General features: G+C 61.4%; 12 protein-coding genes. 2 read left to right on the top strand and 10 right to left on the bottom strand.

Annotated features, from left to right (window positions below):
- Nucleotides 1–622: 622 nt before the first annotated feature.
- The 8 genes from VKV28_03165 to VKV28_03130 all read right to left on the bottom strand — a co-directional run bounded on the left by VKV28_03165 (nt 623) and on the right by VKV28_03130 (nt 9,550).
- Nucleotides 623–889, bottom strand: a complete 267-nt coding sequence (locus VKV28_03165; protein HLH75786.1) for a MoaD/ThiS family protein — start codon at nt 887–889, stop codon at nt 623–625.
- Nucleotides 890–920: 31 nt separating this feature from the next.
- Nucleotides 921–1,628: a DUF2848 domain-containing protein gene (locus VKV28_03160; protein ID HLH75785.1), complete on the bottom strand. Its 708-nt coding sequence runs from the start codon at nt 1,626–1,628 to the stop codon at nt 921–923.
- Nucleotides 1,629–2,054: 426 nt separating this feature from the next.
- The gene (locus tag VKV28_03155; GenBank protein HLH75784.1) at nt 2,055–2,399 is read right to left on the bottom strand and encodes a hypothetical protein; all 345 of its coding nucleotides are present in this window, start codon (nt 2,397–2,399) and stop codon (nt 2,055–2,057) included.
- Between the two features lie 130 nt (nt 2,400–2,529).
- On the bottom strand, nt 2,530–4,209 hold the full coding sequence (locus VKV28_03150) for an ABC transporter ATP-binding protein/permease (protein HLH75783.1): 1,680 nt from the start codon (nt 4,207–4,209) through the stop codon (nt 2,530–2,532).
- 276 nt (nt 4,210–4,485) lie between these two features.
- Nucleotides 4,486–4,881, bottom strand: coding sequence for a hypothetical protein (locus VKV28_03145; GenBank protein HLH75782.1), 396 nt, complete (start codon nt 4,879–4,881; stop codon nt 4,486–4,488).
- Between the two features lie 150 nt (nt 4,882–5,031).
- Entirely contained in the window at nt 5,032–5,571 is a 540-nt protein-coding gene (gene cobU / locus VKV28_03140; GenBank protein ID HLH75781.1) for a bifunctional adenosylcobinamide kinase/adenosylcobinamide-phosphate guanylyltransferase, read from the bottom strand.
- 69 nt (nt 5,572–5,640) lie between these two features.
- The gene (glnE, locus tag VKV28_03135; GenBank protein HLH75780.1) at nt 5,641–8,613 is read right to left on the bottom strand and encodes a bifunctional [glutamate--ammonia ligase]-adenylyl-L-tyrosine phosphorylase/[glutamate--ammonia-ligase] adenylyltransferase; all 2,973 of its coding nucleotides are present in this window, start codon (nt 8,611–8,613) and stop codon (nt 5,641–5,643) included.
- Nucleotides 8,614–8,923: 310 nt separating this feature from the next.
- Nucleotides 8,924–9,550, bottom strand: coding sequence for a hypothetical protein (locus VKV28_03130; protein ID HLH75779.1), 627 nt, complete (start codon nt 9,548–9,550; stop codon nt 8,924–8,926).
- Between the two features lie 116 nt (nt 9,551–9,666).
- Between VKV28_03130 and VKV28_03125 the strand changes: the two genes are divergently transcribed.
- Nucleotides 9,667–10,977 (top strand): cbb3-type cytochrome c oxidase subunit I, encoded by a 1,311-nt coding sequence (locus VKV28_03125; GenBank protein HLH75778.1) that lies wholly within the window; start codon nt 9,667–9,669, stop codon nt 10,975–10,977.
- Here VKV28_03125 and VKV28_03120 read toward each other — a convergent pair.
- Nucleotides 10,928–12,052, bottom strand: a complete 1,125-nt coding sequence (locus VKV28_03120; protein HLH75777.1) for a VWA domain-containing protein — start codon at nt 12,050–12,052, stop codon at nt 10,928–10,930. The two genes, VKV28_03125 and VKV28_03120, sit on opposite strands and share 50 nt — an antisense overlap.
- A 291-nt stretch (nt 12,053–12,343) precedes the next feature.
- A complete protein-coding gene (locus tag VKV28_03115; GenBank protein ID HLH75776.1) occupies nt 12,344–12,799 on the bottom strand; it encodes a KGG domain-containing protein in 456 nt (151 codons plus the stop codon).
- Between the two features lie 277 nt (nt 12,800–13,076).
- On the opposite strand from VKV28_03115, the gene VKV28_03110 reads away from it, so the two are divergent.
- Nucleotides 13,077–13,982, top strand: coding sequence for an alpha/beta hydrolase (locus VKV28_03110; protein HLH75775.1), 906 nt, complete (start codon nt 13,077–13,079; stop codon nt 13,980–13,982).
- Nucleotides 13,983–14,015: the final 33 nt, after the last annotated feature.

Raw genomic sequence — 14,015 nt, 5'->3', positions numbered from 1 at the left:
GGGGGGCAAATCCCAGCCGACCGAAGTCTATACTCCGGCAAATGGCTTGGGAGGGCAACGATTTCTCTTGCCCTCGGCGCGAAGCGCAACTCACGGCGTTTCCACCGTGCAGCCTGGGCCTGTCAAGCCCTACCAACTCCGTGTCATCAGGCACCGAATGCCAAGTGTTTCGCATAGTTGAGCAGCTCAGGGCGAGCCAAAGCGGTGCCGATTTAAGCCTTCGTGAAGCACCTCAGCCGAACCCATTGTTGCGCCCCAGCCCCGATGCGTTTTGCCAGGTGCTGAATAACTCGGCCCGGGCAAGATCGACCCGCGGCTTAAACCAGCCTACCCTGAAAGCTGGCTGCCTTCCTCAAGCTGCTTTATGAAACTCCCGCACAAGGCTGACGCTGGCACGTTGGGTCTCGACTCCAAGTCCCAATTTCGCGCCAAGAGTAAGCTTGGTTGCGCCAGTCCTGCCTCATCCTGAAAGCAGTGTACGGGGTCAACAATTCCCACCCAAGCATGGCGGTGTTCAACCGTCGCAGCTTCGGCGTAATCCACCGTCCTCCCTCGTCTCCGCGGGTAGAATGAGCAACCCCACCAGCCTGGAAAAAGAAAAAACGGTGAAGCAGTGGCTAGCCTATGAGCCTCCGGAAATCGCGGGTAGAAAGTGAATTTCACTTTGCTCTTCCACGGCCTCGAACAATCCCGCCACCGCCAGCTCGCCATCGACTGAGGCCGCCAGCGACTGCTTCAAGTGGTCCGCTTCCACCAGCTTGCTGGCCAGGCCGGGAAACTGCCTATCCAGGTCCTTGATGATCTGGCCGAGCGTGCGCCCTACCGCCGTGACGCTTTCCCGCCCCCCGGTATAATTGCGCAGTAATGCCGGGATGAACACTGTGGCCATCGTTCACCTCTATCCATACTATTTTTTCAGCTTATCCCGCCACTGGCAGCGACTGAACCTGGTAACGATGACTGAGGCTGCGTCTGCGCACCGGGTCCTCCAGCTCAAGCTCGTAGGCGTCGGCGAAGGCGATCTCCCCTTCCACCGCCACCGTGCCGCAAAACATTACGTAACCCGCCGGCAGTAGGCCTTCGTCGCCCCGGTAAAGAGCTATCAGCTCACGCGCCGGGCGCAAGCTTGAGAGCGTGCCCTGCTGATATAGCCGGCGGCGACCTTCAAGCAGCGCAAAGCAGCGGATGATCAGCTTGTCCCAATGCGACTCGATTTCGTCAAAGGCCCATAGTTGCGCGCCTAGCGGCTTGGCGCAAAGTTGTTTGGCCACTGTGACGCCCACCGTCTCCAATTTGCGGTCGGTGTGGTCGGAACCTACGCCTACCCATAAGCGATCGCCCACCGCTACCAACACCGGTTCAACTTCCCCGCTAGAGTCGCGTCCCACCACCTGGATTTCCGCCGCGCTAGTCAATAATCGAGTGGCGGCGCGATAGAAGATCGGGGTGGTCGTGGGAGGCGCGACACCCATCCGAGCCAGCTCTTCGATATGTCGAGTAACTGCATGGAGATCGCGTCCGGTCCAACCCGCGATCACCAAACTCTCGATCCGAGCCCGCATCGGACTCTCACCGGCCGCCGTCACCGCGGTGAATTCAAGTGCAAAGTCGTCGCGCTGTGGCCTCATAAGATAGATCCTTTCGGTGGCAGGCGCTCTGCCCAAGCAATACGCGTAGGGAAAACAACCAGCACATGATACTGGTTTTGTGGTGGTGTGACACCGGGCCAGTTTGGTAAAGTCGGCTACATGCACACGCCCCCGTGGGCACCCGCCTTTCTCACCCGACAACGATAGCGGACCACTGGGTAAATACCCGTTCGATTCAAGCAATGATGCCGGCGTTTTTCATCGGCATCATTGCTTTTAGAAAATCCGTCCCGATTAGTGCGAGGGTTGTGATGAGCTCTCTCCCGGTATCGTTTTTCGTCCGGGCATTGGTTGATGCGCGGCGGTCGTCTCGCCTACGTTTTCTCCCTAAACATTGGGCTAAATGCCCAGCGAGCACAAAGCTGTATCGAAATGCTGGGCAGCGTTGAGATTCTTTCCCATCCGCTACCAGTTGACCGCCAAGCGCTCCTGTACTTCGGCCTCGCGCGTGTCCATTCCCTTGGCTTTGGCTTCGGAAATTTTTTCGGCCACGAAGTTAGCCAGCGTACCGGGCCATTGCACCTCTCCTCCAAACTCTTCCATGGTGTTGCCCGGATGCTCGGAAGGATTGGCTAGCGCCACGGCGTGACCGACCTGCGGGTTGTTGTTAGTCGAGTTGAAGATCTGTTTGCCGCTCTGCGCCCAAAGCGCGGGGACAGTAGCAAGCCCAACAGCAGAAGCGAAACCGATGCTACCGTTAACAGACGCTTCATTGAACCTCGAACCTCCGTTGAGCTCCACGTTCTGCATTCACCGCAATTCGCGTGCCGTTTGCTGGCTATGCTTCTTTTGGTACAAACCCCCCTGACTAGCTCCTAGCTGCTGGACCCACGACAAAACCTGGCCGCACATGCTCGGAGCTGGGCCGCCGGCCATCCGATCAGGTCGATTTCGCGGACAATTCGCTTAGAACGGGCCGCAGTTGCAAACATTCCCGATGGTAGCGGCGCAAGGTAGTGCGATGGGCAATGCTGATGACGGTGGTGGGCAGGCGGGCCAGCTGGCTATAGAGCAGAGCCTCGGTTTCGAGGTCCAAAGCGCTGGTGGCTTCATCCAGAAAGGCCCAGCGCGGGCGATTAAGCAACAAACGGGCAAAGGCCAAGCGCTGTTGTTCACCTATCGACAAGACTACAGCCCAGTCCGCTTGGGCATCTAGCCCGCCCCAGCGTGCCGGTAGCTCGGCCAAATTGACGGCAGCCAAGACCGCCAGCAGTGCTCGATCGTCGCACTGGCCGGCGCGTGGGTAGCGCAGCTGCTCGCGCAAGGAACCCAAGACCAGGTAGGGCTGCTGCGGCAGGAAAAGGATTTGCTCAAGCGCCGGCCGCACAATGTGGCCACTTCCCTGGCGCCATAGACCAGCCACCACCCGCATCAGCGTGGTTTTCCCCGCCCCGCTCGGACCGAGGATCAGCAGACTATGGCCCGGGTTGACGCGGAAGGACAAGCGGTCTTGCAGAAGGCGGCTGCGGTCAGGAGTCAGCACGCTCAAATCCGCTGCCGCCAGGTAATCGCCCTCGCTCACCGCGATCGCTTCTTCCCCTTCCCTGATCGGCGCCGCGGCCCGCTCGCATTGCTCGCTGAAGTCGGCCAGTCGATTGACCACCGAGGCGTACTCGGTCAGCCCCTCGAACCGATTCACCACCAATGATAGCGAATGTTGCAGCATCTCGAACGCGAAGGCGGCCTGAGTAAATTCCCCCAGCTTGTAGCGGCCCGAGAAGTACGCTCCAGCCAGCACGAAATAAGGCACCAGCCCCGCGGCATTATTATAGGTATGGGTAAATAAAGTCAGGTGGCGCTGCCACAGCAGCAGCAGCTTGAAATTACTCACCACCCGCGAAAAGCGGCTGCCGAGATGCCCAGCTTCTTGCTGCTCACCCTGGTAGAGCGCGATTGCTTCGGCATTATTTCGGGCATGTACCAGGGCGAACCGGTAGTCGGCTTCATAGCGTTGCTGATCGAAATTGATATGCACCAAGCGGCGGCCGATTATGATCGCGCCCCAGGTGCCTAATAGCGCATAGAGGATTAGGCAAAGCGCCAGCCAATGGGAAATCGACCAAAGAATACCGAAGAAAGTGGCCGCGGTAACCACCGCGCTGAGAATTGCGTTAGAATAGTTCAGGGCTCCGCTGGTAAAGCTGTTGAGGTCCTCGCTAATACGCTGGTCGGGGTTGTCGACCCGCCGATCGCGCATGACGCGATATAGCGCATGGTTGCGCAGGCTGCGCGCCACATAATCGGTGGTCATCCAATCTCGCCATTCTATACCAAGGATTCCGCTCAAATAGGGCTGATAGGTGGCCATTGGGACGTATATGATGATCCATGCCACGTAAAGCAGCATCAGATGGTAAAACTGCGAAGAATTGCGTGCTTGCAAGGCGTTCATCACGTCGCGAGATACGTAGCTGAACACCGCGCTCATGGTGATTGCACCCAGACTTAAGGCGGTCACCGCAAACAGCAGCCAAAGCGCTCGCCGCCGCCGCGCCGAAACCCAATAGGGCTTGGTCAGCAGCCACAAGCGATGCCAGAACTGACGATCGAATCGGTCCACCGTTGCTCCCTTTCAGGATTGCGCCTTCGCGCGGCGACATACCCTGTTAACTATACGTTGGAGCCTGCCGATTTGTTCGATTGCCGAAAGCGGCTACAGTTCGGCGCTTCAACCGGCGCGCCGGAGTGTCCCGAGCGCGAGCAAACACCTTCGCCCTGGCCGACCGCCAGGGGGGGCTAAGTGACGGTGGCAAAAGGATTCGCCTCAGCTTTGCCCGGGAATTGAGAAAATCGGTGGTGCCATTGACAACGGGTCGATCCGCTGCGTGGCGGCCACTCATGACGCTGGGGTGGCAGTGGCCAACTCCGAGTGGATCATCAAACCCAGGTCAAAAACGTAGAGCGCGATGACGATATCGCCCAGATGAGTAGCCAGGGTACCGGAAGGCATCAGTTGCACGACACCCCACAGCACGAAGGCCGCACCCAGCATCAAGCGCTTAAACAACTGCCAGGGTTTGGGCCGCAACACTACTTGTAAAGCGAGATAGCATAAACCGGCAGCCAACAGCGGCAGAGCCGATAGCGAGGCATGACCGGACGCAAGCGCTACAAACCTTGAAAAAGCCCAGGCCCGAGCCGAAGCAGCATCGGCCAGCAGTAACGCCACGCTACCGACGAGCGCCAGGAGCAGTAGCGCTTGCACCAGCCAGCGCAGAAGTTGGAGAGCCACGGAGCCTTTATAGAAGCGCTTGAGCGAGGAGGGCATGCAAGCCTGGGCCTCAATTTAAACTTGATGAGTGATCGGTCCGTGCCCAACATCAAAGCACAGATATAGGCCTGTAGCACGCTCGCGGCGGAGCGCGGCGAGCAGCCGCGAGATTTACTTGATGACCAGCGGACAGCCCGCGACCATCAGAATGACCCGGTCGGCAGCGCGTGCCACGAGTTGGTTGGTCCAGCCCAAAAGGTCGCGAAAGCGCCGCCCCAGCGGCTCGATCGGGACCAGACCAGAGCCGACCTCGCCGCTTACCACTACGCTCGAATAGCGCGCCAAAGTCAGGGTGCGGGCCAGCGCTTCGGCTTGCGACACAACCGCCTCGTCGCTCAGCGCGCGCGCAATCAAATTGGAAAGCCACAAGGTCAAGCAATCGATTACCACCACCGAGCCCGGGTTATCCTCGACTCCGCCCAACGCCTCGATGAGAGCCACCGGCTCCTCGATGGTCCGAAAGCGCGCCGGCCGGGCAGCGCGATGGCGCGCGATGCGCGCCGCCATCTCCTCGTCGAGCGCCTGAGCGGTGGCGATAAAAAAAGCGGGGGCGCGTTTGCGGTCGGCAGCCTGCGCCGCCAGCTCCAGCGCGTGCGCGCTTTTACCGCTGCGACTGCCACCGGTAACCAGAACGAGATGAGGGTAGTCCATTGATTGTGACATTCCAGGGTTTGGGCTCCCAAACGTAACCATCGACAAAAGAAGCAAGCCGGCGCGACGTTATGCACCTTGACCACTGGCTTCCCGCGCCGCGGCGGCTGCTTCGCGTTGGAAGTGGCGTTCGAAGCTGGCACGGATCTGGGCACGACGCTCGCCCAATTCCGTCAGCATTCGCTCGGCCCCATCCTCACCCTCGAAGCCCATCCGCCGCGCCAGAGGACTTAGCTTGGCACGCTGAGTGGAAACCGCCCACGCGGCCTGGTCGGTGTCCATGCGCAGGTAGCTTTCTAGCCGTTCAAGGAATTCGTAATTCTGGCGCAGCAGGTCGACCTCGACCCCATCCATTAGCCCGGTAGCTTTCAACCCGGCGAGGAGCTGGCGCACCCCGCGCCCGCGCAATTGCGGATGGTCGTGTCCGTAACGTAGCGCCATCATCTGGGTCAGGAATTGCACATCGATCAAGCCCCCCGGCCCCTGCTTGAGATTTAGCTGGAAAGCGTTTTCAGCGCCCAGTTCGTGTTCGATTCGAGCACGCATAGCGGCGATTTCTGCCACTTCGGCGGCGTTCAGAGCACGCCTGAAGACAAAATGCTGGCGGGCTTTCTCTACCTCCACACCCAGCTCTGGGGCACCCGCCACCGTGCGACCGCGAATCAATGCCAGCCGCTCCCAGGTCGCCGAACTATTGCGATGGTAGTCGATGAAGCCGGCCAGAGAGGTGACCAAGGGCCCGGCGTTGCCCGAGGGTCGTAGGCGCAGATCGCATTTGTATAAATAGCCTTCGCGAGTGCGCGCCTCTAGGATGGCGATGAGTTTTTGGGCGACGCGCGCGGCTACCTCCAGGTCGCGGTTGTCCTGCCCGGCATAGACGAAAATCAGGTCAAGGTCGGAGTTGTAAGCCATTTCTGCCGCCCCCAGCCGTCCCATCGCCAGCACGCACAGCTGTAACTGGCGGGCGCTGGGATAGCTGGACGCCACTTGCTGGCGTGCCAATTCCAATGCCGCCACCAATACGGCTTCGGCCACGGTGCTCAGTTCCGCCGCCACTGCCGCCAGATCTAGTTGGCCCGCGACGTCGGCGATCGCGACCCGTAAAAATTCCTGATGGCGAAAGCTGCGCATCGCGTCCAGCTGGCTTTCAAAGTCCACACAATGGGCCAGCAGACCATTTAACTCGGCCCGAATCTCCAACGCCGAGCGGCGCAGGCGGGCCAGATCGGACCGCACCAACACGTCCAGCATCTCGGGATGGCGGATAAACAGCCCCGACAGATACTGGCTTGAGGAAAATAGGCTCAGTAACATCCGGCGGGTGGCCGGGTGCTGCTGCAGCATGGTCAAAAAAGAGGTACGCGCACCGATCGCCGCGATGCAGGCGGCGAGGTTGGCCAGCGCGTGGTCGGGATTGGGCAACGCGCTGATTTCGTCCAGCAGCAACGGGCCCAAGGCTTGCAGCAGCTCGCGCCGGCGCGGGCTGGCTAAAGCGCCAGCGGGACCACGCGCGAGCAGAAGCAGATGGCCGGCGCTCTCGCTGGCTTGGGCGAAGCCCAGCGCCTGTAGGCCCGCGGCCGCAGCCTCGGGCTCCAGCGCGGCGGCGAAGGTCTGGCGAGCCAGGTCGGAGGCTGCCATCGCTCCATTACCCTCTCCTCCCGGCAGCATTTCACGAAACAGCTCGGCAACCAGGCGGCGATGCTCGGTCAGGACCGCCTCGAAGCGCGCGAGTCCCCCAGCCTCCTTGCCAAAACCCATGCGCGCAGCCAACTGGCGGAGTGCTCTGGGGTCGGCGGGCAGAGAATGAGTTTGCAGATTGGCGACCACCTGCAGCTTGTGCTCGACGTCGCGCAGGAACAGATAGGCCGCGCTCAGTTGGCGCGCGCGCGCGGCACTCAAATAAGCTCCCTCCTGCAGCCGCGCCAGCGCATCGAGGGTACGCGGATAGCGCAGCCGTGGATCGCGCCCGCCATAGACCAGGGTTAGCGCTTGCACGATGAATTCCAGCTCGCGAATTCCGCCTCGTCCCAGCTTGATGTTGCTTTCCACCGCCGCCGGCGAGCGCAGTTCCTGCTCGATCATCTGCTTCATCGTGCGCAGTTGATGGAGCGTTTCGAAATCCAGAAAGCGGCGATAGATGAAGGGGCTGAGCTCCGCTATCAAGCGCGCTCCCAGCGCCAGATCGCCCGCCACTGGCCGCGCCCGCAGCAACGCCGCGCGCTCCCAGGTTTGGCCGAAGTTCTGGTAGAAGTTCACCGCGCTTTCCAGTGAGCTCACTAGCGGTGCGTGCGAGCCGCCCGGACGCAAGCGGAGGTCGACCCTGAAGGCACCGGCCAGCAATTCGCTAAGCAGGTTGCCCAAGCGATGGGCGCTGTCCTGCGCCGCCTGAGCATCGGGCGCGTCGAAAAGATAGCTCAAGTCAACGTCGGAGCTGAGGTTCAATTCCGACACCCCGAGCTTGCCTAGCGCGATGACGCAGAATTGGAGCGCGGGATTGAGCCGCTGGGCTTGTAGCTTGCGCGCCATCGCCAGGGCGCCGGCGACGCATTGTTCGGCCAGTTGCGACATCAGCTCCATGGTTTCGACCACGCTGATACGCCCCAGCAGATCGGCCATCGCCAGTCGGACGAAGTGATGCTCTTTAAACTCCGCCAGCAGCGCAGCGCCGGCTTCGCGCTCGACCATGGCTGGGGGAACAAACTCAATCGTTCGGGCCAACGCCGCTGCATCGGCGTTTCGCACCGCCGCGGCCGCTTCCCACCAATCCTGGCGACGAGCAAGGTAATTACCCACGCTTTCCGAGCTGCCCAGGCAGAAGATCAGGTCGGAGGCGAAGTCAAGATCGGCGCCCAGCCGGGCCATCCCGGAAGCCGAGCGCTCGCCCAATTTGATCAGGCCGACCAAGGCCAGCCCTTCGTCGGGAGCGCGTTGTTTGACTAGCTCAAGCAGGCGCCCCGCCAGCTGGGGATCGACCACTTGCTGGCCTAGCCGCACCGCTAACGACCGCAGGTGGCTATCCAATGGAGTTAAGACCGTTGCCATGGAGCCGGTCCGCGCGGCCCAAGTGAACCGCCGCATCCCAACTCTAGCTGGCCTCAGCCGTTGGAAGAACCCAGGCAGGAAAATTTAATTTACCGAAGCGGGCGACACGTTCCGGTTAACGAACCGGAGCATTCCTGGGACGTTGGTTCACTCCGGCTGGGCCATGGGACCCTGGCTATTGATCGACAAGGCTAGGGACAGTTGAGTCGCCGCCGATTTCGCGCTTTATCCACGCAACCACCGCGACAGCGCTTCCGCGTTTTGTTCTGCCCTGATGAAACCCGCGTTCTCTGATTGGCAACTTAAAGAATTAATTGTTGCGGCGCCAGCCGACCACCGCGTACACCGGATCGAAGCCGGCGGCTTCGCTGCGATCCACTACTTCCAGTCGCTCGAAGCACTGGGTTTGCTCAAAATAGGTCTTTACCAGCTCTATCCGCCGAGACTCGCTGCTCTCGCGCCAGATCCGCACGGCTTTATCCCAAAACATGCGATTGGAAAACAAAACGACGAAAGGCGCGCCGACGCGCAGAACGCGAGCAGTATCGGCAAACAGCGCCACCGGTTGGGTCAAGTACTGCACCGATACGGTCAGAATCGCGCCATCGAAGGTGCGATCTTCCAATTCCAAATGGGGCGCGCGGTTGAGATCGTGAACCACGATTTGGGTCAACGCCGGATTGTCTTCCATCTCCAGTCGATTAAGTCCCACTCCGACGACGGCGGCAGGAGTCAGAGTGTCAGGCAGATGCGAACGCCAACTGCTCATGAGATCCAACAACCTGCCGCCCACCGGCAGGTAGCGGGCGAAGATTTCGCCTGCGATTCGAATCGCGCGCGAGTCGATATGAACGGTAAAGCGGGGGAAGGCATAGAAGAGCCGATCGTCTTGCTCATCCAGCCGCTCAAACGCCTCCTGGCTTAGTTCAATGGCCATGCCGCAACCCCGTGGCTGTAGTCTGAGCCAATCGCGGCTTGAAGGGCAACCTCGGCTCGTCCTGTGCTCAAGTTACGCTCTGGCCTCGCTCGCCGCGCCGGGATTTAATCGCCCGAATGAAGTTTGGCTTCAGTCGCGGCCGGCCTAAACCGCGACTCGCCGTGGCGCGGGCGGCGGTCAATTTTCTGATTTTGGCCAGCTTGTCTTTTGTTGCCGGAGCGCTGGCGGCACCATGGGCGCTACCCGCCACGCGCGATTTCTTCTACCAACCGCCGGTGCTGGCCTGGGTCCACACTTTCACCCTGGGCTGGATCAGCTCGGCGATAATCGGCGCCATCCTGATTTACGTTCCGGCTTTCAGCCGCCCGCCCCGCTTCCCGCGCTTGGTCGGGCTCCAGTTCATACTCTACCTGATTGGTGCCTCCGGCGTGGTCTCGCATTTTTTACTGGGAAGCTGGGATGGAGTTTGGATGGCAGGCGTGGTGGTCGTGGTCAGCATACTGCTGTTTGCGCTTAACTTGATACCAGCTCTGGCTTGGCGTGCGCGGCTGGGCGCAATGGAATTGGCGCTGCTTGCCGCCCTGAGTTTTTTTGCGTTCGCCGGCAGCGTGGGTGTCTTGCTGGCCTTGGACAAGAGCCTCAACTTCCTGGGTGGCGACGTGCTCCGCAATGTGTCGGCACATGCCCATCTGGCCGCGCTGGGTTGGATAGGCGTGGCGCTGTGCGCGATGTCGTATCGCTTGGTGCCGCGTTTGCTCGGCCTCCCGCTCAAACCCCGGACGGCTTTCGCCCAGGTCGGCGCACTGGGCGTGGCCACGGTCGGGTTGGCCCTAGCGCTGGCCGGCGCAGTTCCAGGCCTAACGCTATGGACGATGGGCGCCGCGCTGGCGTTGGCGGTCTATCTCGTCGCGATGGGCCGATTCGTGCGTGCCTCGAGATTGCCGGTGACTTGGCCGTTGTGCCATCTGGTCGCAAGCCTGGCCAGCTTGGCACTGGTTCTAATGCTGGGGCTGATGCTGAGCCTGAGCGGGGCGCAGAGCGAGCTAGGCAATCGGCTGGCGAGCGCCTACGGAATCGCGGCCCTGCTGGGCTGGATCGGTAATCTCATCATCGCCGCCTCCTACCATATGCTGCCGGCCGCGGTGGCGCGCGTCCGTAGGCTCCGTGGATGGCCGGTTCGCCGGCTGAGCCAAGTCCGGGCGCTTCAGTCGGCGCTGTTTTGGGGCTTCAACCTAGCCTTGAGCGGGATGCTGACCGGGGTTTTGGCCCAGGCAGGCTGGATCGCGCAAGCCGCCGCGCTGCTCCTGGCCACTAGCGGCCTGGGCTGCGGTACCGTCGCCGTTTGGATCTTGTCCTTCGCCTATCGCCGCGGGCGGATCAGCCTGGACCAGATCCCGCGGCGTAGGTCGGATTATGCCCCACCGTGACCCCCTTGCGCACGCGAACCTTCAGCTCCGGGCGCGAGGGTACCTCGACCTTGATCCCGCGATAGCCGCCCGCCGACGGGTCGTTGGAAAGGAAACCCAGCGTATATTGCTCGCGCAACTCGTTGCTGATCGCCTCGCAGGCGGCATTGAGCAGGTCGCCGTCGCCCACCTGGCGCACGATAAAAGTCTTAGCCCCGGTCTCCGCCGACAAGGTCTGCAGGACCTGCGCGTCAACCCGGTCGAGGTCGCTGCCCCCGAAAATGAATGCGCCAATACCAATGGATGACCCCGATGTGTTGGGATCGCCGATGCCGATCGAGTAAATCAGCACCCCTTGTCGGCGCGCCTGAGTCACTACCTGCTGCAGCTCGGAGGCGCTGGCGGTATCCATCCCGTCGGTGACCACCAGCAGCGCCTTCTTATCATAGCGTCCACGCGAGACCATGATCAGACCGTCGAGGATCACGTCGTAGAGCGCGGTGCGGCCGTAGGCGTGCAGCAATGCCAAGCGGCTTAAGACCGCATCGTGATTGGTGGTGAAGGGTTGGAGCAGGAAGGGGCGATCCGAGAAGGCAAACAAAAAGACATCGTCCTGAGCGTTCAGGTCACGCACGAAATTGGCAATTGCAAGCCGCGCTTGCGGGATCTTGGGCTCCATGCTGCCCGAGGTATCCACCAAAATTCCGACCGAGACGGGGGTGTTAACATCGCGCCGGAAGAAGGCAATAGAACGCTGTTGATTGTCCTCGTACACCCTGAAGTCTTTTTGGGTCAGGTCGGTGATGTGTACCCCCGAGCTGTTGGTCACGGTGACTGTGACCTGAGCATAGCCGGGTTGGTTACGCAGTTGCCGGCCGGGGATTTCCAATTCGACGCCCGGCTGCGGAGCCAGATTAGGCGGCGCGCCCGGAGGAAGGATTTGGGTCTGGTTGTTGGTACGCGGGATTTCCAGCACCTCGCCACTCTGATTCCCGCGCTGGTTTGGGATCAGCATCGGGCTGACGTTCTGTTGAGCCCGCGCCGGCCCTGCCCCATACGCCAGCAGTACGGCCACGATGGCCCACACCGCCCGCATTGCGCTGCGCCTGCTGGCTTCCAAAGACACTACCTCATGGTTAATCTTGCTACTTGCGAGGCCCACTAGCAAGGCGTTTCTCCGTCCCCTTCTGGGCTGCACTCCATCGCGTTCGCCCCATCGTCGGTTGGAGGCCGAAACCTGCCATCCAAGCGCTCAGACGACCTTGGCGGTGGCTCAAGATGAAGCGGCCTCCTGATGGACCAGCGCGGGTCAGCTCGCGTAGCCCGAAGGGTCGGGACCGCGGCGCGCGCGGCTCGGATTACGTCCGCCCGAAAAATGCTTGGACGCTCACGGCCGCCGCTCGACGTGACCCGGATGGCCGCCTTGGGAATGGGCCCCGCCCTCCCGTCCGATCTGCGACATGTGCTGGCGATTGGAGCTGACCGCCTCGCCACCCTTGCGCCCAATACTGGCCATGTGACTGCGATCGAAGCTGACCGTTTCCCCGCCCTTGCGTCCGATCGCAGCCATATGATCACGGTTGGAACTGACTGCCTCCCCGCCCTTACGTCCAATAATGGACATATGATCGCGGTTATGGCTGACCGTCTCGCCGCCTTTGCGGCCGGCTTCGCGAGCCTGGTCAGCGGTAAACTCGTGCGCAGTCCCCTTGGCGTGAGCCGCCCGACCGCCTTTGCTGGCGATCTCGCGCTGCTTCTCCACGCTCATGGAAGCAAAGCCGCGCGAACTCTTACCGGATTTACCCTTGTTGGAAGAAATGTCGTGGTCATGTATGTCAACCATTTCGCACTTCCTTTGTGACGCTTCCCAAGCCCTAGGCTTAGAGTGGCGCGTGCTGAGTATTGGCGTTCAGACCTAAAGACGCGGGGTGACGGATCGAGCAGCAGCCGGGTATGGTTGTAACCAGTCCGTATGTATAAAGAGATTAACCGCTACCGTTTGGAGTGCCAGAAAAATAAAAGCAGGACGGTTGTCGTACTGCCCCGGATCGCTTGTCAGGGATTTCACTTACCGCTTAAGCGGGATAAGCAGCGCCACGAGCCTATCGAGAAGCACGCCAATGGAGCTATCCGCGCCTCACCCCGAAGCTTTGGATCAACCCTGGCGCCTGGAGCAAATCAGCTTGCCCTCGGGCTTGAACCTGCGCGTGGCTCGGGCCGGCCAGGGGCCTTTGCTGCTGATGCTGCACGGGTTTCCCGAATGCTGGTACTCCTGGCGCCATCAGCTCGTCGCCCTGGCGCCGCGCTTCACCTGCGTGGCCCCGGACTTGCGTGGCTACGGCGGTAGCGACGCACCGCGCGGGGTGGCCAAGTACCGGCTTGAGGAGTTGGTGGGCGACGTGGTCGGACTGATCGAGCGCTTGGGCCACGGGCGCGCTACCCTGATAGGGCACGATTGGGGCGGGGCGATCGCCTGGGCCACCGCCCTGATGCATCCTGAGTGCCTGGAGCGGCTGATCGTCCTCAATTGTCCCCATCCGCTGGCCTTTCGTCGCCATCTCCGATCCAACCCGCGGCAGTGGCGCAAAAGCTGGTACATCTTGTTTTTCCAGCTCCCCTGGCTGCCAGAGCGCGTGCTGGGCAGGCGCGGGTGCGCGCCGCTGGTTGCCCTGATGCGGCGTAGCGCGGTCAACCGCACCGCGTTCAGCGCCGCCGACCTGGCTTACTTCCGCCAGGCATTTGCCCACCCCTATTCCCTGACCGCGGCGCTCAACTACTATCGCGCCTTGCGCCGGCGCGACTTGGCCGGGGGCGTTTCAATCCGCTGGCTGGCCAATAAAATCGCGCTGCCTACCCTGCTGATTTGGGGCGAGCAGGATGTAGCTCTGGGCAAGGAGTTGACCTACGGGATGGAACAATACTTTACCGGCCGCTTCGAGCTGAAGTACGTTCCCGATTCGGGTCATTGGGTTCAGCAGGAACGGCCCCAGCGGGTCAACCGCCTGATTGAGGAATTCCTGGCGTAATAGCCTCAAACCGGTTGCAACGTGGCCCCTCGC

The organism is Candidatus Binataceae bacterium (assembly GCA_035294265.1).
GTDB lineage: Bacteria > Desulfobacterota > Binatia > Binatales > Binataceae > DATGLK01.
The sequence above is the reverse complement of the archived record's forward strand: the minus strand, read 5'-3'. Positions and strand labels throughout refer to the sequence as shown.

Excerpts from the sequence above, each read along its gene's own strand:
- VKV28_03165 (HLH75786.1), bottom strand. The coding sequence starts at position 889 with ATGGCCACAGTGTTCATCCCGGCATTACTGCGCAATTATACCGGGGGG.
- VKV28_03160 (HLH75785.1), bottom strand. The coding sequence starts at position 1,628 with ATGAGGCCACAGCGCGACGACTTTGCACTTGAATTCACCGCGGTGACG.
- VKV28_03155 (HLH75784.1), bottom strand. The coding sequence starts at position 2,399 with ATGCAGAACGTGGAGCTCAACGGAGGTTCGAGGTTCAATGAAGCGTCT.
- cobU (HLH75781.1), bottom strand. The coding sequence starts at position 5,571 with ATGGACTACCCTCATCTCGTTCTGGTTACCGGTGGCAGTCGCAGCGGT.
- glnE (HLH75780.1), bottom strand. The coding sequence starts at position 8,613 with ATGGCAACGGTCTTAACTCCATTGGATAGCCACCTGCGGTCGTTAGCG.
- VKV28_03130 (HLH75779.1), bottom strand. The coding sequence starts at position 9,550 with ATGGCCATTGAACTAAGCCAGGAGGCGTTTGAGCGGCTGGATGAGCAA.
- VKV28_03125 (HLH75778.1), top strand. The coding sequence starts at position 9,667 with ATGAAGTTTGGCTTCAGTCGCGGCCGGCCTAAACCGCGACTCGCCGTG.
- VKV28_03120 (HLH75777.1), bottom strand. The coding sequence starts at position 12,052 with ATGCGGGCGGTGTGGGCCATCGTGGCCGTACTGCTGGCGTATGGGGCA.
- VKV28_03115 (HLH75776.1), bottom strand. The coding sequence starts at position 12,799 with ATGGTTGACATACATGACCACGACATTTCTTCCAACAAGGGTAAATCC.
- VKV28_03110 (HLH75775.1), top strand. The coding sequence starts at position 13,077 with ATGGAGCTATCCGCGCCTCACCCCGAAGCTTTGGATCAACCCTGGCGC.